This window comes from Methanococcoides sp. DA23 (assembly GCF_057593895.1).
The window spans coordinates 32,766-54,658 of the sequence record NZ_CM172520.1 but is presented as its reverse complement, the minus strand read 5'-3'; the positions used below and the strand labels follow the sequence as shown (position 1 = coordinate 54,658).

At 41.4% G+C, this 21,893-nt stretch carries 21 protein-coding genes; 11 read left to right on the top strand and 10 right to left on the bottom strand.

Annotation, left to right across the window (positions count from 1 at the left end; genetic code table 11):
• Positions 1-38: 38 nt before the first annotated feature.
• The 3 genes from AC20MK_RS00235 to mfnA form a co-directional block, all read right to left on the bottom strand.
• Complete coding sequence (locus tag AC20MK_RS00235) at positions 39-1,421, bottom strand: TraB/GumN family protein (protein WP_487356025.1); 1,383 nt, start codon at positions 1,419-1,421, stop codon at positions 39-41.
• An 8-nt stretch (positions 1,422-1,429) separates the two neighbouring features.
• Positions 1,430-2,533 carry a CBS domain-containing protein gene (locus AC20MK_RS00230; protein ID WP_487356024.1) on the bottom strand — a complete coding sequence of 368 codons (1,104 nt, stop codon included), beginning with the start codon at positions 2,531-2,533 and terminating at the stop codon, positions 1,430-1,432.
• A gap of 284 nt (positions 2,534-2,817) precedes the next feature.
• Positions 2,818-3,957 (bottom strand): tyrosine decarboxylase MfnA, encoded by a 1,140-nt coding sequence (gene mfnA, locus AC20MK_RS00225; protein WP_487356023.1) that lies wholly within the window; start codon positions 3,955-3,957, stop codon positions 2,818-2,820.
• 1,050 nt (positions 3,958-5,007) lie between these two features.
• On the opposite strand from mfnA, the gene AC20MK_RS00220 reads away from it, so the two are divergent.
• Positions 5,008-6,243: an ORC1-type DNA replication protein gene (locus AC20MK_RS00220; protein WP_487356022.1), complete on the top strand. Its 1,236-nt coding sequence runs from the start codon at positions 5,008-5,010 to the stop codon at positions 6,241-6,243.
• 50 nt (positions 6,244-6,293) lie between these two features.
• On the opposite strand, the gene AC20MK_RS00215 is transcribed toward AC20MK_RS00220, so the two are convergent.
• The gene (locus AC20MK_RS00215) at positions 6,294-6,848 is read right to left on the bottom strand and encodes a signal peptidase I (RefSeq protein WP_487356021.1); all 555 of its coding nucleotides are present in this window, start codon (positions 6,846-6,848) and stop codon (positions 6,294-6,296) included.
• A gap of 200 nt (positions 6,849-7,048) precedes the next feature.
• Here AC20MK_RS00215 and AC20MK_RS00210 point away from each other — a divergent pair, with 200 nt between their 5' ends.
• From AC20MK_RS00210 to AC20MK_RS00185, 6 genes are all read left to right on the top strand, one after another.
• Complete coding sequence (locus AC20MK_RS00210) at positions 7,049-8,674, top strand: DNA-directed DNA polymerase II small subunit (protein ID WP_487356020.1); 1,626 nt, start codon at positions 7,049-7,051, stop codon at positions 8,672-8,674.
• An 88-nt stretch (positions 8,675-8,762) separates the two neighbouring features.
• Positions 8,763-9,713 carry a 4-demethylwyosine synthase TYW1 gene (gene twy1, locus AC20MK_RS00205; protein ID WP_487356019.1) on the top strand — a complete coding sequence of 317 codons (951 nt, stop codon included), beginning with the start codon at positions 8,763-8,765 and terminating at the stop codon, positions 9,711-9,713.
• Positions 9,714-9,878: 165 nt separating this feature from the next.
• Complete coding sequence (prf1, locus tag AC20MK_RS00200) at positions 9,879-11,123, top strand: peptide chain release factor aRF-1 (RefSeq protein WP_487356018.1); 1,245 nt, start codon at positions 9,879-9,881, stop codon at positions 11,121-11,123.
• Between the two features lie 22 nt (positions 11,124-11,145).
• Positions 11,146-12,849 carry an arginine--tRNA ligase gene (argS, locus tag AC20MK_RS00195; RefSeq protein WP_487356017.1) on the top strand — a complete coding sequence of 568 codons (1,704 nt, stop codon included), beginning with the start codon at positions 11,146-11,148 and terminating at the stop codon, positions 12,847-12,849.
• A gap of 42 nt (positions 12,850-12,891) precedes the next feature.
• Entirely contained in the window at positions 12,892-13,173 is a 282-nt protein-coding gene (locus AC20MK_RS00190) for a DUF1294 domain-containing protein (protein ID WP_487356016.1), read from the top strand.
• A 50-nt stretch (positions 13,174-13,223) separates the two neighbouring features.
• A complete protein-coding gene (locus tag AC20MK_RS00185) occupies positions 13,224-13,634 on the top strand; it encodes an inorganic diphosphatase (RefSeq protein ID WP_487356015.1) in 411 nt (136 codons plus the stop codon).
• Positions 13,635-13,726: 92 nt separating this feature from the next.
• On the opposite strand, the gene AC20MK_RS00180 is transcribed toward AC20MK_RS00185, so the two are convergent.
• Entirely contained in the window at positions 13,727-14,752 is a 1,026-nt protein-coding gene (locus AC20MK_RS00180) for a CobW family GTP-binding protein (protein ID WP_487357028.1), read from the bottom strand.
• 183 nt (positions 14,753-14,935) lie between these two features.
• Between AC20MK_RS00180 and AC20MK_RS00175 the strand changes: the two genes are divergently transcribed.
• From AC20MK_RS00175 to AC20MK_RS00160, 4 genes are all read left to right on the top strand, one after another.
• On the top strand, positions 14,936-15,976 hold the full coding sequence (locus tag AC20MK_RS00175) for a methionine synthase (protein ID WP_487356014.1): 1,041 nt from the start codon (positions 14,936-14,938) through the stop codon (positions 15,974-15,976).
• Positions 15,977-16,211: 235 nt separating this feature from the next.
• A complete protein-coding gene (locus AC20MK_RS00170; RefSeq protein WP_487356013.1) occupies positions 16,212-16,955 on the top strand; it encodes an RAD55 family ATPase in 744 nt (247 codons plus the stop codon).
• A 12-nt stretch (positions 16,956-16,967) separates the two neighbouring features.
• Positions 16,968-17,450, top strand: a complete 483-nt coding sequence (locus AC20MK_RS00165; protein ID WP_487356012.1) for a hypothetical protein — start codon at positions 16,968-16,970, stop codon at positions 17,448-17,450.
• Between the two features lie 20 nt (positions 17,451-17,470).
• On the top strand, positions 17,471-17,890 hold the full coding sequence (locus AC20MK_RS00160; protein ID WP_487356011.1) for a DUF3795 domain-containing protein: 420 nt from the start codon (positions 17,471-17,473) through the stop codon (positions 17,888-17,890).
• Positions 17,891-17,937: 47 nt separating this feature from the next.
• On the opposite strand, the gene AC20MK_RS00155 is transcribed toward AC20MK_RS00160, so the two are convergent.
• From AC20MK_RS00155 to AC20MK_RS00135, 5 genes are all read right to left on the bottom strand, one after another.
• Complete coding sequence (locus tag AC20MK_RS00155; protein WP_487356010.1) at positions 17,938-18,975, bottom strand: EF-Tu/IF-2/RF-3 family GTPase; 1,038 nt, start codon at positions 18,973-18,975, stop codon at positions 17,938-17,940.
• A 57-nt stretch (positions 18,976-19,032) separates the two neighbouring features.
• On the bottom strand, positions 19,033-19,989 hold the full coding sequence (locus tag AC20MK_RS00150) for an RNA ligase (RefSeq protein ID WP_487357027.1): 957 nt from the start codon (positions 19,987-19,989) through the stop codon (positions 19,033-19,035).
• Between the two features lie 24 nt (positions 19,990-20,013).
• Entirely contained in the window at positions 20,014-20,202 is a 189-nt protein-coding gene (locus AC20MK_RS00145; RefSeq protein ID WP_487356009.1) for a hypothetical protein, read from the bottom strand.
• 4 nt (positions 20,203-20,206) lie between these two features.
• Positions 20,207-20,983, bottom strand: coding sequence for a CBS domain-containing protein (locus tag AC20MK_RS00140; RefSeq protein ID WP_487356008.1), 777 nt, complete (start codon positions 20,981-20,983; stop codon positions 20,207-20,209).
• Positions 20,984-21,046: 63 nt separating this feature from the next.
• Positions 21,047-21,886, bottom strand: a complete 840-nt coding sequence (locus tag AC20MK_RS00135) for a CBS domain-containing protein (RefSeq protein ID WP_487356007.1) — start codon at positions 21,884-21,886, stop codon at positions 21,047-21,049.
• Between the last annotated feature and the right edge of the window lie 7 nt (positions 21,887-21,893).

The following is a 21,893-nucleotide window of genomic DNA, read 5'->3' as shown; positions in this document are numbered from 1 at the left end:
GGTTGGATAGATCGAAAAATGATCTATAATTAAACCTTTTACAGACCTATCACTGACAGACCTGCGCTGATTATATCTCTTGGATCGAGACCTGTTATCTGTACCATCACATAGACACCAAGGAATGTCCCTATGGTACTTCCTACATTGGCAAGTGCGGCTACAAAGACAACTCTGAAGAAATTGTTCTTCTGAAGCTCTTTGAAGCTCTCAAGTTTTACCATTTCCTTCAGATCAGCGGTAGTTGGACTCCTTTGTTTAGCTTCCATAAGACCTGCGAACCATCCGGCAGCCATCATTGGATTCAGGGATGTAAGCCATGCCACAAGAAATGCAGTGATAACCGAATACGGATGACCTTTTGCAAGAGCAGCTCCTGTCGCGCTGAGGACACCATTGATGATGAACCACCATCCAAATGCCAGCAGCAAAAGTTCGATAGGTGTTCCTGACATGATGATCAAAACGAATGTTGCAAGGGCTATTCCCACTATTCCAATGCCAATTATCTTCATGAAGCTGAACCGTTTTTGAGGCAATTCCGTCAGTGAAGAAACAGGAGGTAGGGACTTGGGGTCCTTAAGGTATCTTTCAACACCCTGCCTGTGGCCTGCACCCAATACTGCTATTATCTTCTTGTTGCCACCATTGGCTAGTCTTAAAAGATTTCCTGCAATATAGGCGTCCCTTTCATCAATGAGTACTGTAGCCGCATTCGGGGAAGCTTTACGAAGCTCATTGATAAGCGTACTTACCATGTCCTGATCGGTAATATTATCAATGTCTATATTCTTGGAGCCGCCAATTCCCAGAGCTGAAGAAACAAGTGCAACTAGCATATTGAATTTTTCAAAGAGGCTCATCTTGCTCCAGAAACGCTGCAGTGTGAGCTGTATATCACGGTCAACAAGCGCGACCTTGGCCCCATTGGCTTCTGCTACATCGATGGCAGTTATCATTTCAGCACCTGGCTGAACTCCCATCTCATTGCCGATCTTCTTCTGTACGTATGCCAAAAGCAGGTGCACCAGGAAGTAATAGATCTTTCCGCCACTCAGGATATCCTTGATGGGAAGGTCCGAATCTTTTACCTCCCCTTTAAGCGAATCATATCTGCCTTGGCAGAGCTCGACTGCCACAATATCCGGCTTTTCATTTTCAATAGCGATTGTTACTTCATTGACGCTCTTCTCTGAAACATGGGCTGTGCCCACAATTATTATTTCAGAGGGCTTTGCTTTGGCAGGATCAACCCTTTCCGTTGAAACAAGGGAAGGTGTCTGTGAAAAAGTGGCACCTCCATTAAGGGAAGAAGCTGAGCCTGAACCTATATCGTAATTATAACCAGAAGCAGCAGAACGGGAATCGGTCATCAACTGACTTTCCTTTAACTGTACTTCTTTATCTGTCGAACTTTCCATTGTTCACATCACTCGTTCAATAATGTCATAGTATGCATCAGATCGGTCCTGGAAAGAATACCTGCCACAGAACCATCTTTATCTATCACCAATACCCTGCCGATGTTATTAAAACTCATCAGCTTGAAAGCATCGGAAGCAGTCGCCTCTAATGGTACCGTCACGACATTACTTGTCATTAGATCGGATACCAACACACTGTAACGTTCCAGAGGTATTACCCTGCGCACATCTGTAAACGTTATAATACCTTTTAAAGTATTACGTTCCATCACCGGATAGCCCATGTGTTTTTTTTCGAACATGAACTGTGTCAGTTCATCAATTGTCATGGAAGGTTCGACAGAAATAACCTCTTTTGACATAACATCCTTAACAGGTATCTTTTCAAGTATGATCGTAACAGCTGTGGACCTGTCTTCTCCTGATGCACCCATGTAAACAAATATTGCAATAAATATAAGCCAGGGATTCCATGGATTCGAGATCAAACCCAAAAAACCGAGAAAGAAAGCAAACATTTTACCTACAGATGCTGCTGTGTGAGTGGCCTGTATATAACTCATCTTTCTTGCAAACCATGCCCGAAGAATACGTCCTCCGTCCATTGGAAATGCCGGTAGCAGATTGAATATGCCAAGAACTATGTTGATGGAACCGAGCATTTGTATGATCCTGAAAACAACATGATCTCCAAATGTAGCGAACGTATCAGCCAGGAAAAAATTGAGCAGCAGCAGTGATGTACCTATAATGAAACTTACAAGAGGGCCTGCAAACGCCATTTTTGCTTCCTGAGAAGGATCCCTTGGGATCTCTTCCATTGAAGAGACACCACCTATCAGGAACAAAGTGATATCTGTTATCTTAACACCATATTTTTGTGCCAGATAGGAATGTCCCAACTCGTGAAGGAGCACACATCCGAAAAGAAGAACTGTTGTCACAAATGCTAGCAAGTATCCTAGCGACACCGGTCGAATATCACTAAAACCAAAAGGTGCAGGATTTGATGCAAATATAAATGCAAAAACTGGAAGCACCAATAGGAATGTGATGTGTATTTTGATAGGAATACCAATAATAGTCCCAAGTTTGAAAGAATTTTGCATAACTAAATTCTCATCTTTATGATATTTAGTACTATCTGGTTGTTCTCATAATTTCTGTAATACTGTTTCTGTCGATGGTCACCATTGAATGGTCTAAATTTGCCTTACAGAACACTTTCACCCCGCTTGGCTCAACTGTATATATGCTCAGATCATAGTTAGTATTAGACACGGATCCCGGTGGTACACGTCTTTACAAGTTTCAAGGCTAGGTATCATCGATCCATCCCCTCATCCGTGAAAAAACAAAAAACGATATTGAAAAACGATTAATTTAATTTTTTTTACTTGACTGCTTTTGCAAGGTCCTTCAAAAATAGTTCTATCGTTCCATTTTTGATGTGAGGCATTATAACGAGCCTGAGAGCGCGGGGTTCACGTGTAATAGATACATGCCATCCATGTTCATCAAGCAATTTTTTTCTTACAAGATCAGCTTCAGGAACATTCAATGCAACAATATTTAAAACTGGATCTATAACAGTACCTATACCTAATTTGTCTGCACCTTCAACCAATTTTTCTGTGACAGACATACAGTCTGAAACAACTTTTTTGTAACCTTCTCTTCCAAGGTGTTTCATGACAGCATAAGTTGAAGCCACTGCTGCACCACTTCGAGTTCCTGTTAGCGAATATTGTTTGTTGACACTTAAATAAGGTGTGTGTATCTCAAGACATTCAAAATATTCAGGTTCTTTGAACAAAAGACCACCTGAAGGGATCGTGCTAAGAGCCATTTTATGAGGATCTATTGTTATTGAAGTTACGCCTTCAAGTTTAAAATCATAGGAATAATCAAGATCCATAAAAGGAATTACAAAACCACCAAATGCTGCATCAACGTGCAAAAAAATATCATTTTCAATAGCTAATTCTGATAGTTCATTGATGGGATCGAGCTGACCAAATTCTGTAGTACCTGCAATACCAACAAGACCAATTGTGTTTTGATCAATAAGCAATCTTACAGAACCCAGGTCAACTTTAAGCAAATTATCAAGAGAAGCTTTTCTAATTTCGATCCCTGAGAGATTTGCAACTTTATCAAATGAAAAATGAGCTGATTCAGGAACTACTATGTTAGGCATTGAAATATCACGGCGAAAATTTTTCATGGACCTTATTGCTTGTATGTTAGATTCGGTTCCTCCGGTTGTAAGATAGCCAGCCTTTTCAGGAGATTTTTTATGATGCAGCATTTCTCCAAACATACCAAGAACTTGTCTTTCAAGATTGAACGTACCAGGGAAAAGACCTGGATCTCCCATGTTTGACTCTATGAATTGTGTATGTGCTAAGACTGCAATTTCATGTGGATAAGTACACATTGAACTTAGAACACGCTCATAACTTGTATCAGCGGATTTGGCTTTTTTAAGAAATGCTAATATTTCTTCTTTTGTTTTGCCCTTTTCTTCCATGAATTCTCAAGCTAATTACATACAACCTGTTTAAAATGATTGTGTTTAAAATTTTATAAAATAGAGATGAATATGCTTAATTCATAGATGAAGTTCTAAAATTTAAAGTTTCATTAATTTACTACGATTAACACTTTGATCTGTTAAAGTTATGAATTATGATTTACAAAGTTAAGACTTCAAAAAAAATTGAATTTTATTATGTAACAATATTTTAGGAAATAGTTGTATGGTTTTTCAAATGTCTGATTTTTTACAGAATTTAACCAAACTTAAACTTGAGGAACTCTAGGGGTCACCCCATTGTTTCGACTGGAACGTTTAAGTCAATTTTGGGAATTTGGTTCTAAACTTCTGGAAAGGTTTATTAACTATTAATTATATCTTTACAACACCTTCTTTTTTTAGTATTATAAAAAATATATCTCTTATTTTTTTTCTGCACTCCAGTTGAAACCATAGGGTCACGGTCCTTTATATACTTTCCAAGCGAAACAAAGGGGTGTACTTCCAAGCGAACTCCTTTTAATGTATTTTGTTATAAAGCAATATAGAAACTTTTTTTGGCTAAACTTTGCTTGACATCGTTTTCATTTTTATATAAGCATTAATATAGAAAGTTCCAGCCGAAACAAAGGGGTTTTAACCATAAATGTTAATAACCTACACTTCCATTGCATCAACTGGAAATTATAAAGTTCACAATTGTTTGGGTTGAAAGTGTTAAAAGTAATTTAAAATGTTCTTTAAAAGTGTTATCTAAAGATCAATTATGGTAATATTATACTATCATAAAAAAGGAAATCTTTATTTGTAACTCTTTTTGTGGATTGTTATATTATTTTTATTCTTTAGTTCACAACAAAATTGTAAGACTAAAATTTACATCTTCAAAAATTAAAATTACTGTAAATAAATTAAATGTAGATATGAAGTAAATTCGATTAAACATTCACTAAACAAATAGATGTTTATTAGCATCTTATCATTAAAATCAATGTCTTTCATGATCATTATTAATAAGTCTAAACTTATTGGAAGGTTCAAAATATGGAGAATAAATCATTAGGTGGATTATTTGAAGATTTATTACAGAGTGAATCACTCTTTAAAAACAAGGAAGTTTTGAGACCTTCTTACACACCTGCTTCACTACCTCACAGGACCGAACAGGTAAACAATCTTGCTACTATCCTTGTTTCTGCACTTAGGGGAGATACTCCTTCAAATATTTTGATCTATGGGAAAACAGGTACAGGTAAAACAGCTGTTGCACGATATGTTGGTATCGAACTCGAGAGGAAAAGTGAAGATCTGGATGTTCCATGTTCTGTACTTTATCTTAATTGTGAGGTTATCGATACACAATATAGGTTATTGGCAAATCTTGCTAAGCACTTTGGTGAAGATATTCCAATGACAGGATGGCCTACGGATCAAGTATTTTCAAAATTCAAAGAAGCGATCGATTCTAAAAAGCAGGTCATAATGATCATTCTGGATGAGATCGATAAACTTGTGAAAAAGGGTGATGATGTTCTTTACAACCTTTCCCGTATAAACACCGATCTAAAAAATGCAAAGGTCAGTATGATAGGTATCTCAAACGACCTCAAATTTACAGATTTTCTCGATCCAAGGGTGAAAAGTTCACTTGGAGAAGAAGAGATCATTTTCCCACCATACGATGCTGAACAGATAAGCGATATCCTAAGACAGAGAGCATCTATTGCGTACAAGGAAGATGTCCTTGATGAAATGGTCATTCCTTTGTGTTCTGCTTTTGCAGCACAGGAACATGGTGATGCAAGACGTGCACTGGATCTTCTCAGAGTTGCAGGTGAGCTTGCTGAACGTGAGAACCAGGATCGTGTAGCAGAAGAGAATGTCAGAAGAGCTCAGGAAAAGATCGAGATAGATCGCATAGTTGAAGTGGTCAGGACACTTCCGACACAATCAAAACTATCCCTTTATAGTGTAATGGTACTGAGGGATAACGGACACAGAAATGTTACTACAGGAGAGGTCTACAACGTTTACCGTCAGCTATGTTTAAGCGTAGATATGGATATCCTGACACAAAGAAGGGTCACTGATCTTATATCTGAACTGGATATGCTTGGTATTCTCAATGCAGTAGTAGTCAGTAAAGGACGTTATGGAAGGACAAAGGAAATAGTATTGAGCGTTCCTATCGAAAGCACACGTCGTGTTCTTCTGGAAGATTACAGGTTAGGCATGCTCGCAGGCTTCAAACCGGTGATCACAGCACAGATGCATCTATGATGCATCAATTTTTAATTTGTTGTAAAAAAAGTAAAAAAATGTAAGGATAATTAGGATATGAGCAGTCTCAGATGACCCAGATATGGTATCCTGAACTGTGCTGTGCCTATTATCCATTCTTCTTTAATAGGTTCATAATAGCTTATCTGGCCTTGCTGGTCATAATAGATGTTTGTTATTTTATTGTCACCTTTTGTGATATAACCGCTGTGAGGAGCTACAGGACCGTTAAGCCACATAGGCTCTCCCTCTTCTACATAGTACATGGCCCGGTGTATGATAGGTGTTATTCCTTCCTGACCATAAGGACGGTATAGAATAACATCACCCTGCATTTTAAATGAAACATGTTCTGTGGAAGTATCCTGATTGGTTATTATCTGTGTCCGATCAATACTTTTTATGAAAATAATGTCACCGATCTGCATATTTGGTTCCATGCTGCCGGACTCGACCGCAACCATAGGTGTCCACATTCCAAAAACGATCTGTGATATCACTGCAAAGGCCATTACAGCAAGAAGCACGGATGCAAGATCTCTTGTAAGGGAGATCCAGAAATTCTCACTTGTTCTAAATGTGTGAAATGATTCTTGTAAGGTCATATTGATCCAAAAGAAGAAAGTATCTGATTAGTTAAAAGAATATTGTATTTGGTCTTTATCTATTATCTTCGTACGCAGCATTTTTATTTGTAGGAATACTTTTGTTACCACGGCTCAAATTTTGCTCAGTATATTCGTAGTTTCGTCAATTTCGATCCGAGCTTTATTTTCAGTCCCATCGTTTAAGTTCAGGCCATATTATGAAAGATATCAAGGTTCAGGAAGTCTTTTTGGAAGCAGGTTATCAGATAAGCCCTAAGGCCGTGGAAATGATCGCTTTACATAGTGCACCGAATGACCTTATTTCCTATATACTCGAAAATGTGGATGAATCTCTTTTTGTCATTGAAGCTGAACATATTGATGTTGAGAGTTTTGAAAAAGAATATCCGGACCTTCCAAAGGAATGTCTTGATGAGGTTCCGTGCTCCGATGATACTCCGACATCTCCAGTATCCTCAGTTCCTTCCCCCCAATCCAATGCACGGTCTCCATCATCCTCAACACCTTTTCCAACATCATCTTCAGCCACTTTAAGGGATGAAAGATGTTTTAGTGACTCCACTGGAGAGGTGAACAATATCAATATCATGTCTGACATCACAGATATGTCGACCTGTGTTGGTGAATACATGGAATTTGTCCAGTATTTCAGGAACCGTTACACTAAGCTAAGTAATATCATACGTGGGAGGGTCACCGCCCGGCCCATTGAAAGTCTTAACAAGAACCGGAAACAAAGTGGCGGGATAAGACGTAGCGGCGGAGGAGATTATAATGAAGCATCTATCATAGGGATGGTCTCTGAGATAAGGACCACTGCCAATGGTCACAAGATGCTACAATTAGAAGATCCCACAGGTTCATTTCCGGTGCTGGTGCATCAGGCGGAAAAGGACCTGTTCGAGGAAGCAAGCAAACTCGTTCTCGATGAGGTCATCGGTATCACCGGCTCAATGACCAATGATGGCAGCCTTCTGATCGCGAAAAAACTGGTACTTCCAGACCTTCCGAACATCTCGAACAGGAGAGAGGGTACCTGGGGTAAAGCGGTCTTCACCTCGGATGTCCATGTAGGTAGCTCTACTTTTCTTGAGGAGGAGTGGTGCGGTTTTCTTGACTTCCTTAACGGCAAGACCGATAATGAGCAGCTGAAAAAGATGTCGGAGGAAATACGCTTTCTTGTGATCGCAGGTGATCTTGTTGATGGTATCGGCATATTTCCGGGACAGGAACATGAACTTGATATACTTGACATCTATGACCAATATAGAAAAGCTGCTGAGTATTTCGATCAGGTACCTGAACATATCAAGATCATCATTTCTCCAGGTAACCACGATGCTGTCAGGCAGGCAGAACCCCAGCCACGTTTTCCGGAGCGTATAACTTCTCTTTTCTCTGACAGGATAACGTTTGTGGGAAATCCTGCACTTGTCGACCTTGATGGTGTCAAGGTCCTGATGTACCATGGACGTTCCATAGACGATCTGGTAGCATCTGTTCCGGGAGTTTCCTATCAGGAACCTGAAAAGGCCATGGTGGAAATGATAAAGCGAAGACACCTTTCACCAATATATGGAAGCAGGGTTTCCATTGCACCGGAAAAACAGGACCATTTCGTCATTGACCCTGTACCCGATATACTGCATTGTGGTCACGTACATACTATTGGTGTTGGCAACTACAAGAGTGTCCTTCTTATAAATTCAGGCACATGGCAATCCCAGACAGAGTTCCAGAAAAGGGTCAATTTAATGCCTACACCTGCAAAGGTTCCGGTGGTGGACCTCTCCACCCTCAGGACGACCCTTCTTCAGTTCTAATGATATCATCACAAGGTCTGAGAAAGGATTTAAGTAATCTTTCTATTTCCGATTACTATATATACTGCGACAGGGAAGTATGCATCAAATGTCTTTAAAAGATAAGGAAGATCTGATGGACCTTCCTGAGATAACTGATTTTGAAACCTTGCTAAAAAAGCAAAAGTACAGTCTTGCAGGCACCCATTCGGCCGTTAAGACCTGTCTTTGGCTTAGCCGTTCAATAAAGGATCAAGGCGACTGCTATAAATCAAAGTTCTATGGCATAACCTCTCATTGTTGTTTGCAAATGACACCAACATTGAGATGCAATCAGCGCTGTTTACATTGCTGGAGGCCCACTGAGGTCGAAGTATCTCTTCCAAAAAATTGGGATTCTCCAGTGGAAATAGTGGGGTCATCAATCAAGGCCCAGCGCAAACTGATCTCAGGTTTTGGACATTCAGCACCAAGAGAGCGCTGGGAAGAAGCCAATGAACCAAAACATGTTGCTATTTCCCTTTCTGGTGAACCTACATTATATCCGTATCTTCCTGAGCTCCTGGAAGAGTTCAAAGGCCAGGGCTTTAGTACATTCGTTGTCAGTAACGGCACTGTTCCTGAAATGATGGAAAGGATAGAACCTTCACAGCTTTATATGAGCCTGGATGCGCCTGATAAAGAGACGTATGAAAAGGTCTGTCTACCGAAATCTCCTGCACTGTGGGATAAGATCAATCAATCCCTTGAGATCCTTGGAACGAAAAGCAACAGAAAGGCTATTCGCATAACACTTGTCAAGGGTGTGAACATGTTCGATCCGGCAGGTTATGCCCGACTCATAGAAAAGGCGGACCCGGATTACATTGAGATAAAAGCATATATGCATCTTGGCTTTTCCAGAAGCCGTCTTCCACGTGAAGCCATGCCTGCACATGATGAGGTTCTGGAATTTGCAAAAGAGATCGCTGGTCATATTGGATACAGTATTGCGGATGATGTGGAGATCAGCCGTATTGTCCTGCTTTCGAAGGACGGAAAAGTTTCGGACCTTGAATAAAATTCAGACAAAGGTTATGTAACCAGTCATAACCTATATTTATATCCTTGTTCACATAGGTACATCTGTATAGCTAATAGCATAAATGTTCAATGTAGAACATGATCATTAGGTTGCAAGATGCAACTATATCCTAATTGATCCTAATTATGGAGTATTCCTACAATGGTTGACCAATCTTCACATCAGAAATACGAGTTTAAAAAGAAACTGGAATCGTTAAGAGGAAAAAAAGGTCGTGGAACCGAGCTTATTTCTCTGTACATACCTCCTGATAAACAGATCTCAGATGTTGTATCACAGCTTAGGACCGAGCATAGTCAGGCTTCCAATATCAAATCCAAGCTTACCAAGACCAATGTGCAGGGAGCTATTGATTCTATCATGTCAAGGCTCAGGTATGCAACGGTCCCAGAAAATGGGATAGTTTATTTTACTGGTGCGGTAGATGTTGGTGCGAACAAGACCAACATGGAGACCACCATTGTTGAGCCACCACAGCCTATCATAACTTACAGATATCACTGCGATTCGTCTTTTTTCCTTACCCCATTGGAAGAGATGCTAAAGGAAGCAAAGACCTATGGTCTGCTTGTATTGGACAGGCGTGAAGCTACGGTTGGTCTTCTCACAGGTAAACAGATAGAAGCATTCCGTAATCTGACCTCCACTGTACCAGGCAAACAGAGAAAGGGTGGTCAGAGTGCTCACAGGTTCCAGCAATTGAGACTTATTGCCATACATGATTTCTACAAACGTATAGGAGATGCTGCAAGTGAGGTCTTCCTTACAGTAGACCAGAAAGATTTCGAAGGCGTGCTTGTAGGTGGTCCGTCACCCACAAAGGAAGAGTTCGAATCAGGTAACTTCTTCCACCATGAGATCGAGAAGAAGGTACTTGGTCTTTTCGATGTCGCATACACCGATGAATCCGGTCTTTCCGAACTCGTGAATGCTGCGAGCGAGAGACTTGAGGACCTTGATCTCATGGTCGAAAAGAAACTGATGCAACAGTTCTTCAGGGAATTGGTATCGGATTCCGGCAAAGCGACCTATGGAGAGGACAATGTACGCGAGAACCTCATAATAGGTGCCGTGGACATATTGCTGATATCCGAGGACCTCAGAGCTGTAAGGGAAACTGTCAAGTGTACTTCTTGTGATTATGAGAGGAAGACCAGCCGCGAGTTCAAGCCCGGGGATAGCAGTTCTCCTACCGGTAATTGCCCTAAATGTGGTGCTTATCTTGAGATCACTGAAAAGGTGGATGTCGTTGATGAACTGTCTGAGATGTGTGACCAAATGGGCACAAGAGTGGAGTTCATATCCACTGATTTCGAGGAAGGTTCACAGCTTTTGAAAGCATTTGGCGGCGTTGTAGCGATATTGCGTTTCAACACAGGTATCTAAAGTTAATTTAAAGGTGATCATCTTGTTTTTGGATTTTATAGATCAGGTTACAAGTATACTGAACGATGCTGTCAGATCAGCAGGTTTTGAAGCGGAAGATATGGAGCTTGGTCCTTCACAGCACGCAGACCTCTCTTCAAGAATAGCATTCAGGTTAGCTTCTGTTGCAAAGCAGAGTCCCAAGGATGTTGCTGAGAAGATAGCAGGCGAAATTGTGATACCTGAAGGCTCTCTCGTAGAGAAAGTTGAGGCATTGGGCCCCTATTTGAATATCTGGGCAAGCCGTAATTTCATTGAGGGCACAGTTCTGGCCATAAGGGAACAAAAAGAGGCCTTTGGTGGCAATTTCTCTGAGGGCAGGATATTGCTCGAGCACACATCAGCCAATCCTAACGGTCCGTTGCATGTGGGTCATATAAGGAATTCCATAATCGGTGATACCCTCGGGCGTATCCTCAAACGTGCAGGATATGATGTAGAACTTCACTATTATGTTAATGATATGGGTCGCCAGATAGCAATAGTTTCCTGGGCCCTTGACCGTTTCGAATTTGATGAGAGCTCCAAGCCTGACCATGCCATTGCAGATGTTTACATAAAAGCAAATGCGGAGCTCAATGCTCATCCTGAAAAGGTCGCTGAAATAGACAAGCTCATGCAGCTTGTTGAAAAAGGGGATGCAGCTACCATCGAGAATTTCGATAAAGCGGTCGGTCTGGCAGTTTCCGGAATCAAGGAAACGCTCAGAAAGATGAATGTGGCACATGACGAGTTCCCGAAGGAATCCAGTTTTATCAGGTCCGGCGATGTTTCAAGGATAGTTGAAGAGATAAAGGCCACAGGTCGTACAGAGATCGACAACGGTGCACTTGTTGTGGACCTTAAGGACTACGGCTTCGAAAAGACACTGGTGATACAGCGTACTGACGGTACATCCCTTTACACCACACGTGATCTTGCATATCACGAATGGAAAGGTGAACGTGCGGACAGGATCATCGATGTGTTCGGAGCAGACCACAAATTGATATCCGGTCAGCTCAAGGCCACACTCAATGCAATAGGCAAGAAAGAGCCCGAGTTCGTTATCTTTGAATTCGTATCCCTTCCGGAAGGCTCAATGAGCACAAGAAGTGGTAAGTTCATCAGTGCCGATGACCTGCTGGACCAGATAAAGACACAGGCGTATGAAGAAGTGAACAAGCGCCGCCCGGAGATGCCTGATGATTTCAAGGCAGATGTGGCTGAGATCGTGGGTATTGGGGCTGTCAGATACGATATTGTAAAAGTATCACCTGAAAAGTCCACAGTGTTCGACTGGAAAGAAGCCCTTGATTTTGAAAAGCAGGGCGGGCCATTCATTCAGTACTCACATGCACGTGCATGCAGCATTCTCCAGAAAGCCAGGGATGAAGGTCTCTGGAAGCCGGAAGAACCTATCAATGCTGCTCTTCTTGTGGAAGATTCTGAAGTTGCTCTCATTAAGAAAATGGCAATGTTCGACAACATGCTCGATCAATGTGCAAAGGACCTCAGACCTCACACGCTTGCTATCTATGCAAGAGAACTTGCTGATGCGTTCAACCAGTTCTACCGCTTTGTATCTGTCCTGAACGCAGAGGATGAAGAATTACGTTCAAGCCGTATTGCTCTGGTAGATTGTGCAAGAATGGTCCTTGCTAACACTCTGGATACTCTTGGACTGGGCGCACCTGAATCCATGTAAGTTCGAATAAGTGTCATTTCATATAAGTAAGGAGAATGGAATATGGAATTATATTTGTACATTCTCCTGTATCTTTTTTTAGTGAACACATATTCTTTCTGGCTGATGTACTCTGACAAAAAGAAAGCTATTAAGAACAAGTACAGGATACCGGAAAAGACCCTGTTCAGGTGGGCATTGCTGGGTGGAAGCATAGGTTCCATTGCAGGAATGCAGAAGTTCAGGCACAAGACCAGGCACTCGCAATTCAGGATCGGGATGCCACTGATATTTATCGTGGAAGGCTATCTCTTTGCTGAGTATGTTCTTCCATTTTTGAAATGAGCCTTCGTGGTCCAAAAAGTGTTTTAAAAAAGAGTGCTTACCTTATTTGAATGCGTATAAGGATAGAGACCCCCAAATTCAGTTTTTTCAAGTACCATAAAGTGGGAGAGGAATACAAAAGAGTGTTCTTTTCGCCTATACCTACGATCTTCAATTACGGTTTCATTGAAGGCACAGTAGGTGCCGATGGGATGGAGGAAGATGCCATCGTTCTTGGTCCACTTCTTGTTCAGGGCACTCTTGTGAGACTGGATAGTGCAGATGGTGTTGTGAGATTCGTTGATGATTCTCTAAGAGATGATAAAAAACTGTTCTTTTCCGGCAGCAATACATATTCTGCCATACTTTTCAGTACATATTTCAGAACATACGCATTGTTCAAGCGTTTTCGTTATCTGATATTTGAAAGAAGGCTTGCTGAATGCAGATTTGAAGGTATTGAACTTTTCGATAAGGTCTAAAGATACTGATAATACTGATCTATAATAAATAAAGACTGAAGAATAGATGAAAGAATAAAAAAGTGGAAAGGCAAAGGGAGTAAGGCTCTCCCTTAAAGGATATCGATGGTCTGAAGGTTCTTGACCTTATTTCCAAAAGGTATGCCTTCTCGCTTGAGATACTCCTTTATCGTGGTCTCAACGATCTTCACAAGTTCTTCCTTTTCCACATTCGTGACTGCTGAGAGGAACTTCAGGGTGCAATCCTTGCCTTTTGTTTCAAAGAACTCTATGTTTGGTACACTTTCGGAAGATGTGATACTGGCCTTCATGAGGGTTTCCGGGTATTCCAGTGCCATCTTGATGTGACCAACAAAATCCGGATTGAGCTTCTTGATCTGTTCGCCAATGGAAGTCAGAGTAGCGATGGCATATTTTTCTGCCTTTTCAGCTTCCAGTTCGCAGTCCTTTATCGTAAGTTCGCCGGAATAGGAGCTTACCTCGGAAGCTTCAATGGAATTGATGTTCTCCCTTACTTCCCTTTCCTTGCTCTGACCTGACAGCAGGTCTATGAGCCTCTGGAACTTTTCATCGGCTTCCTTTGCAGAGAACTCGATAACCTCTGCTTCGGGATTGAGACCTTCCAGGAAATTCCTGACCTCTGCGATCTTCTCTTTCTCTGCTATATCGACCTTGTTGATACAGAGGATATCGGCATCTTCTATCTGTGTCTGAATGAACTTGGGTGTCTGTTTTATTTCCGTATTGAACCTTGTTCCATCCACAATGTTGACGATGGGTGCAAAGCTTAAGTTCTCGATCTTCATCAGTGCAATATCGTCCTTTATCTGTCTCGGGAAAGCGATACCTGTAGGTTCGATGATGATAACATCTGGATGGAATTCATCGGAAAGGTTGCTCAAAGTATATTCCATGCTTATCTTGAGAGTACAGCAGATACACCCGCTTGTGAGTTCTTCCGTAACGATACCGGTACTTGAAAGGGTATCACCATCAAGGCCTATCTCGCCTATTTCGTTCACTATTATTGCTATCTTGTGTCCTGTATCGCTAAGATGTTTTCCAAGCTTCAACAGAGTAGTGGTTTTGCCGCTTCCGAGAAAGCCGCCTATTATCATTATTTTCAATTATTTCACCAGCGTGAGAATGATACTTTTTAAAAGATAATTGTTCAAGGTCAAGACTGGGTTTAAACTTGTGAGTCTTTACTTATAAATCTTGCAGATATCTGGCTATACAAGGAATATTTTCCATATTCTCATTTCGCTACTATTATAAATGATACTTACAGTAGAGTAGCTATGACAGACCTGATCTTTGATGATATTGGAAGTTTTCCGTTACCGGAAGGTGTAACTAAAGAGTGGATGGCGAACGCCTTTTCAAAAAGGGATAGTGATGAGCAGCTCTTCAATATCATAGGATCAGCGTTCAAACAGAAATTAGATGCAGGTGTGCAGGTCGCAACATATCCGCAGTTCCAGGACATGAACGAGCAGTTCCTGTCCATAATCAAGGACCCGGAATGTGTGGAAGAGCCTTTCAAGGTCAAGGAAGAAAGCGCACGCATCCTCGAACTTGAGATCCTGGAGAAGACCGCCGCACAATACAAAGAGGAAACAGGCGATAAACCGGATGTCCGCGTCTGCGTGACAGGTCCTCTTGAACTTTACCTCAAGGATTTCGGGGGAACCCAATATACCGACATCCTGGATACGCTTGCAGTCAGCATCGATCGTTTTATCAGTAAGGCCATCAGGTCCGCAAAGAACTTCAACATAAGAACGATCTCCATCGATGAGCCAAGTATCGGTATCAATCCACAGGTGATGTTCGAAGATGCTGAACTGGTGAAAGCTCTGAGCCTTTCGACCGCTTATGCAGGCAAACAGTATGTAGATGTGGAAATACATTTACATTCACCATTGCATTACAAGATCGCATGTGACACTCCGAACATAAACGTAATAGGTGTGGAATCAGCAGCTAATCCTTCCTATCTTGACCTTATAGACAAAAAAGTGCTTGAAGACACGGATTCTTTCCTTCGTGTAGGTATCGCAAGGACCGATATTTTCAATCTTGCTTCGGTTCTGAACGAGAAATACAATACAAATGTTTGGAAAGACACCCAGTATCTGCCTGAGATCGTGACAGAAATGGAGACTCCGGAGATCATTGCAAAACGCCTTGAGAATGCCCATTCTATATTTGGGGACCGCATAAAATATGTTGGTCCGGACTGTGGAGTTGGCTCATGGCCCACACAGGAGATCGCCTGTCAGTTGCTGAGCAATGTTGAAGAAGGTATCAGTATTTTCCAGAACAAGTATTTGTCCTAAACAAAAAAAAGTGCAGGAGCATACAGCTACCTGCAAAATTTTTGGTCTTTTCATTGAAGGCAGTGCATCGACAATTTTTATTTGTTTGATCAATCTATTGTAAACAGTAACTTATTAATGCAATCAAACAGTAACGTATTAATGTAATTAAATACTAATTTAGTTATTAATTAACTACTAGTTTAACATATTGACAATTTGGGTTATAATAATTTATTATTAATTGGGGTTTATTATGAGAATACCATCTGGAATTGAAGGTTTGGACGAAATAATTCAGGGCGGACTTGTCACTGATCGTGTCTATCTGTTGAGTGGACCTCCTGGCGGCGGAAAGACTACTTTTGGTATGCAATTTCTTGCACAAGGAGCCACTTTTGGAGAAGTCGGCCTTTATGTGACACTTCTCGAAAGCCCGCAGAATGTCATCAATGACATGTCTAATTATGCAATGAACATAGCAACTTTAATAAAAATGAAAAAGCTGCTTTTCGCTGACCTTGGTCCAAGAATGGAATACGGTTACATTGATGAGCTTCATGAGGTCATCAACTCGGACTATGAAGTAGGTTATTCATCGGTCGAAGGGGAAGCACCATCACCAGCCATGGTCTTCAAGGAAATTGCAGCATATGTTTCAGAGTATAATGTAAAGAGACTTGTAATAGATTCAATGTCAGCCATACGCTTTAGTACAAAGGATCACTCCCTGGAAGAAAAGGAAATGGGACGCTTTATCAGGAATCTTAAGAACCTTGGGTGTACGACGATCATTCTTTCTGAAATGACCGATCCTAATGCCTATTCCACTGAACAGTTTGCAGCGCATGGTGTGTTATTCCTTCATAATTTCCTTTATGGAAAGAGAATGACCCGAGCATTACAGGTCATTAAGATGCGTGGCACAAAACATCATTGTGATATGATGGAAGTTGAATTCACTGACAAGGGTCTGGCGGTAAGATCTGCTCTTGTGTAAAGAGTGCTGAAAATGGACCTAAAGAATAGGAAAGACAAACTTACACTTGCTGAGCTTAAGAAAGCCGAGCTTGAAGATAAATCTTACAACCTTGGATTAGAGGTAGGCTATAACAAGCATTCAGAGATCGGATGGGTCAAGGAGAACCTGGTAAAGCTGAAGACCCTTTCAGAAAGTCTTGGTCTTGGAGATGTGATCTCTGCTCAATATCTTTATGGTAAACAGCAAGGAGCCCTTGCCAGGGAGAAAGGGCTTAAGATCGATGCTTTTCAGAAGGCAGAACAGAATGAAGAACCTTCCATAACAATTGATCTGATCGCTGCACCAAAAAAAGAGTTTGATACTGTATATCGTGAGCAGGCTCCAAATAATAAATTGTTCGCCCCTGTTGACCGCCCGAAATTCCTCAGTAATCCTGAATGTACTTCCTTGACAAAAGCTATTGATCGGCCTACGAATATGGATGGTTTTAAACCATTGAGGCCGAGAAAATAAAAAGTAGCAAAGGTCTGACTATGTCCCAGCTTTCAGAAGAACTCATAGCTCCCTGTGGCATGAACTGTGGGACATGCATTGCTTTTTTTGGTCATACGATGAGTGGGGGCAAAAGAAAAAAGAGATGCCAAGGGTGCAGAGCAGAAAACAAAAGTTGTGCTTTTCTAAAAAAGAAATGCAAAAAATTGGATAAACACGAAATAAATTATTGTTATGAGTGCCAATTCTTCCCTTGTGAGCACCTGAAAATACTTGATGAGCATTACCGTAAGAGGTACAATATCAGCCTGATAGACAATCTCATCTTCATCAAAGAGAAGGGCATGGACCTTTTTTTAAGAGCACAGGAGGACGAATGGAAATGTCCGGAATGTGATGAAATGATGTGTTGTCATAAATACACATGTCTTAATTGCGGTTTCAAGAGACCAAAGAACTGAAACTGCTAATTGATGGAAAGAACCGTTTTTAAAAAAGAAATGTGGTTTTATGCTATGTAGCCATATCCCACAAATCTCTGTTTATCATCCAGATTGCAGATTATGAACCTGTCAGACTCATTGTAAGCCAGTAATTTCGATCCTGAGAGAGTAAGCACACATTCAGCATCTGTTGTGGTCCTTTCAGCTTCCTCTCCGTTGATGAGGATCTTTTCAATTCGCATTGGTGCTGACTGTAAACCTACGAAGATATGAGGAACATCTCCTACTGCAAAGCCCTTTGAGAAGGGTGTGAAATGACATTTGAGTCTAAGGTCCTCTGTAACTTCTTCCTTTTGTGAGAGCACAAAACCTCTCTCAACATCCTTTGATTGCACGTTCTTGAGTGCAAGTCCAACTCTTGCACCTGCAGGTGCAGTTTTTGTATCATCATCATGCATCTGAATGGAACGGATCTCTATCTGTTTATCACTTGGGAAAGCTATCAGTTTATCCTTTGCATTAATAGTTCCCTGGTCCACGACACCAAGAACAACACATCCGATACCGGTAACATTGAATGTCTGATCGACGACCACACGTGGGGGAAGCTCGTTCAATTCTTCAAGTTCTTTATCGACAACCTCACCAAGGTTGAATATCATTTCCTTGAGCTCTTCCATTCCTTCAAAGGATGTTGTGGAAACAGCAATGTATTCCCAGTTCTCAAGAGCTGTTCCTGCTGTTAATTTCATTACTTTCTCTTTCAGCTCATCAATGGCAAAAGGATAAGTTGTATCTGATTTTGTCAGAACGATGATGCCGTGCTTATAGCCCAGAAGATCCAGTGCAATGATACATTCTCCCGAATATAGATCAAGCCCCTCAGGAGGTATGCACAGAACAGCAATATCAGAAAGATTAAGAGCGGCCATCATTGGTTTAACAGCTACAGGATACCCGGTTGCATCGATGGTTGTCAGAATTTGACCGCTTTTCTTAAAATCATACATTGTAAAATCTGCTACTGTTCCCTTCTTCCCTAATTTTGCAGCAAGGGTGGTCTTTCCGCTTTTTTCGCTTCCGATGATAGTTATTTTTGTCATATATTATCACACTTTTTGTGTACACAAATACTTATTGTGATATATGCTTTTTTGAGCTTACCATGTTTCTCCCTTCCACATGGAAAGCGTCTTATCATTGGTACTCTTGTTCAGCTTCTTTATTTTGACAATAAATTCATGACCTGCCACTTCAGGTTCACTGAAAATAGCTTCCATGCCTTGCCGTTTTAAATATTCCTTGAACTTTGAAACGGTCTCAAGGTTTGAGACCCTCATCTGAACTTCATCGGCTATACGGCCACCATTTCCTATACTGATGATAGAATCTATCATGGGGTAAAGTATGCTTCTGCCAAGTTGCAGGCAGCGCTGGTCTATATCATCACCTGTCTCTTCCCACTCAACTGCTTGAAAACCTTCGCGCACCACTCTGGAGAACAGATAGTCCCTGCCGACATCATTGTAGAACTTGAAAGCATGTCTCAGGTCTGCACAATTGCTTTGCGAACAGGTATATTTTAAAGGTGCTATCTCCATCATGGGATCTTTGATAACAACGCCTTCGTGTTCCATCTTCCCAAGTTCCCTGATGATCTCACTTATCCTTAGAGGAGCTTCTTCCTTTGGAAATTCGCCAAATAGCCTGACCTGTTCAAATCCGTATTCCTCTGCAAGTTGCCTTCTCTCATAAAGCGGAAGGGGGATGCCAGTATGCTTATGTCTTATATCGAAAACAAAAAGTTCAAGGGATGCTATATTGTAGATCTCCTTTGGGATATAAGGATTGTCAGGACCTACCATCTCGCCGTGGAGCACAAGTTCCGGATGTTCTTCAAAAAAATCAATATCCAAGAACTTCTGTGCTCTTTCAGTGGAATAAGGGCAAACATAACCACCGCGGGTTATGGCAATGATCTTCCCGTCAACTGTCACGATGCGCACATTAAAACCGTTCATCTTCTCTTCGACACAGACTGTCTCGACATCAGAAAAATGAGCTTCTATTGTAGGCTTTAACAGCATGGCCCGCCGTATCTTTGGAAATCCTCTTATAAGTTCAAAACAGCCATTCTTTTGCTACAGAACTGATCCGCTGTCAATATAAGAAGCAGATGTATCAAAACGGAAAAGATGCTGATGCTCTCCCCAGAGCTGCAAAAGCTCACGCTTTTGTAATAATTTCTGGAGTTTGGATACGGGCAGGTCCAGATAATCTGCAGCTGCCCTCACATCCAATATGATACGATCAGCATCATCAGGTCTCATTATTTCACTGTGCAAACGCACTAATAATGTTTCTTCTTGTAATGAAACCTACCATGTCTCCTTCAAGGTTCACTACCGGCAAACCACCGATCTTCTCCTTGAGCATCATCGCTGTAACATCCGACATCAGAGCGTTGGATTGCACGGTCTTGACACCTCTTTTCATGATATCTTCGACAATGAGGTTCTTGATACGTGCATCCTGCTGATTTCCAGAAACAATATCTCTGAAAGCACGCATTGACTTAGCGATGTCCTGCTCAGTGACAATACCTACAAGTTTGCCATCCTCAATAACAGGGAACCTTCCAATATCCTCATCAAGGATTATGTGTCTGATATGGCTGACCCTGTCTCCAGGATGTACGGTTATAGGGTCCTTGTTCATTATTTCAGCAGCATAACCATCGATCTGACTATTGCTCAGCACTTCATTTGGTGTAACCCAACCGAGAATCTTCTCATTCTCGCTTACAATTATGATACCGCGGTTCTTTGCCATCAGTATAAGTGCATCGTCCACATCCATATCAGGCAGGACCTTTACGAATTTATCTGAAACAGCGGTTGCTACATGGAGTGAAGATGCAGGTTTAGCCCCCTTTTTTCGTGTACCAAGTTCTTTAGTAATGCCTCTCATTGTAAGTATGCCGATAAGATTATCGTCATGCTTTACCAAAAGGCGACGTGTGGCCTTCTTTTCCATAACATCAAGCGCATGGGATATCGTGTCTGCTTTATCAATAGATATCGGTTCTACCATTATGTCCTTCACTTGCATTCTTCTCACCTCTTTTATTTCGTGACGCCAGATCACTAATCTATTTAATCTCTCAAATATCCATCAAGCTGCTCTCATGATATCTGTTCTGCTGACAATACCGACGATCTCATCATTTTCAGCAATAGGAATACCGGTGATGTTCCTATCCACCATGATCTTTGCAGCTTTTGTGATATCATCCCCAACATCCAGTACAGCAAATATACTGCTCATTACATCCTCTGCCACAAGAGGGACAGTCTTGACATATCTGTATATTTTCTCACCACTGGGCTCTGATTTTCTTGCCATCTTTATGTTCTTTGAAGGAAGCTCCCCTGCATTATCTGCAAGTACCTGCAGTGCAAGTTCTCTTGTCGTTATAATTCCAACCGCTTCCCCGGCATCATCTGTAACAATAAGCTTACTGACATTGTTACTCTCCATTTCATCTATCACATGGTTGAGAGTGTGATGCCTATGGACAAAAATAGGATCTGCCGTCATGATCTCACCCAAATTCTTCTTAACAGGGACCTCAGACATGCAGCGAACTATATCCACTCTTGTAACAATGCCCACAAGTTCTCCATTGTTGAGCACAGGGATGTTATTGATATCGTTATCGACCATCAATGCCGTTGCTTGAGAAACAGATGCATCTTTATAGATAGTAACAGGGTCTTCTGTCATTATCATCTTTACAGGAACCTTGTCAATAGGCCTTCGTCTCCACATTGGTTCTGCCTGGGCCAGGCGTCTTCCAAGATCGGATTTGGTAACGATGCCTATCATCTTGTTGCCTTCCACGACAACAATTGTGCTTATCTTATGTCTAAGCATCAATTTCCTTGCATGTGACACAGGCTCTTCCGGTTCCATAACGTATACCGGCGAACTCATGATGTCTGATACATTCATATCTCAT

Coding starts and splice junctions, on each gene's coding strand:
- AC20MK_RS00235 (WP_487356025.1), bottom strand. CDS start 1,421: ATGGAAAGTTCGACAGATAAAGAAGTACAGTTAAAGGAAAGTCAGTTG.
- AC20MK_RS00230 (WP_487356024.1), bottom strand. CDS start 2,533: ATGCAAAATTCTTTCAAACTTGGGACTATTATTGGTATTCCTATCAAA.
- mfnA (WP_487356023.1), bottom strand. CDS start 3,957: ATGGAAGAAAAGGGCAAAACAAAAGAAGAAATATTAGCATTTCTTAAA.
- AC20MK_RS00220 (WP_487356022.1), top strand. CDS start 5,008: ATGGAGAATAAATCATTAGGTGGATTATTTGAAGATTTATTACAGAGT.
- AC20MK_RS00215 (WP_487356021.1), bottom strand. CDS start 6,848: ATGACCTTACAAGAATCATTTCACACATTTAGAACAAGTGAGAATTTC.
- AC20MK_RS00210 (WP_487356020.1), top strand. CDS start 7,049: ATGAAAGATATCAAGGTTCAGGAAGTCTTTTTGGAAGCAGGTTATCAG.
- twy1 (WP_487356019.1), top strand. CDS start 8,763: ATGTCTTTAAAAGATAAGGAAGATCTGATGGACCTTCCTGAGATAACT.
- prf1 (WP_487356018.1), top strand. CDS start 9,879: ATGGTTGACCAATCTTCACATCAGAAATACGAGTTTAAAAAGAAACTG.
- AC20MK_RS00190 (WP_487356016.1), top strand. CDS start 12,892: ATGGAATTATATTTGTACATTCTCCTGTATCTTTTTTTAGTGAACACA.
- AC20MK_RS00185 (WP_487356015.1), top strand. CDS start 13,224: ATGCGTATAAGGATAGAGACCCCCAAATTCAGTTTTTTCAAGTACCAT.
- AC20MK_RS00180 (WP_487357028.1), bottom strand. CDS start 14,752: ATGATAATAGGCGGCTTTCTCGGAAGCGGCAAAACCACTACTCTGTTG.
- AC20MK_RS00175 (WP_487356014.1), top strand. CDS start 14,936: ATGACAGACCTGATCTTTGATGATATTGGAAGTTTTCCGTTACCGGAA.
- AC20MK_RS00170 (WP_487356013.1), top strand. CDS start 16,212: ATGAGAATACCATCTGGAATTGAAGGTTTGGACGAAATAATTCAGGGC.
- AC20MK_RS00165 (WP_487356012.1), top strand. CDS start 16,968: ATGGACCTAAAGAATAGGAAAGACAAACTTACACTTGCTGAGCTTAAG.
- AC20MK_RS00160 (WP_487356011.1), top strand. CDS start 17,471: ATGTCCCAGCTTTCAGAAGAACTCATAGCTCCCTGTGGCATGAACTGT.
- AC20MK_RS00155 (WP_487356010.1), bottom strand. CDS start 18,975: ATGACAAAAATAACTATCATCGGAAGCGAAAAAAGCGGAAAGACCACC.
- AC20MK_RS00145 (WP_487356009.1), bottom strand. CDS start 20,202: ATGAGACCTGATGATGCTGATCGTATCATATTGGATGTGAGGGCAGCT.
- AC20MK_RS00140 (WP_487356008.1), bottom strand. CDS start 20,983: ATGCAAGTGAAGGACATAATGGTAGAACCGATATCTATTGATAAAGCA.
- AC20MK_RS00135 (WP_487356007.1), bottom strand. CDS start 21,886: ATGAATGTATCAGACATCATGAGTTCGCCGGTATACGTTATGGAACCG.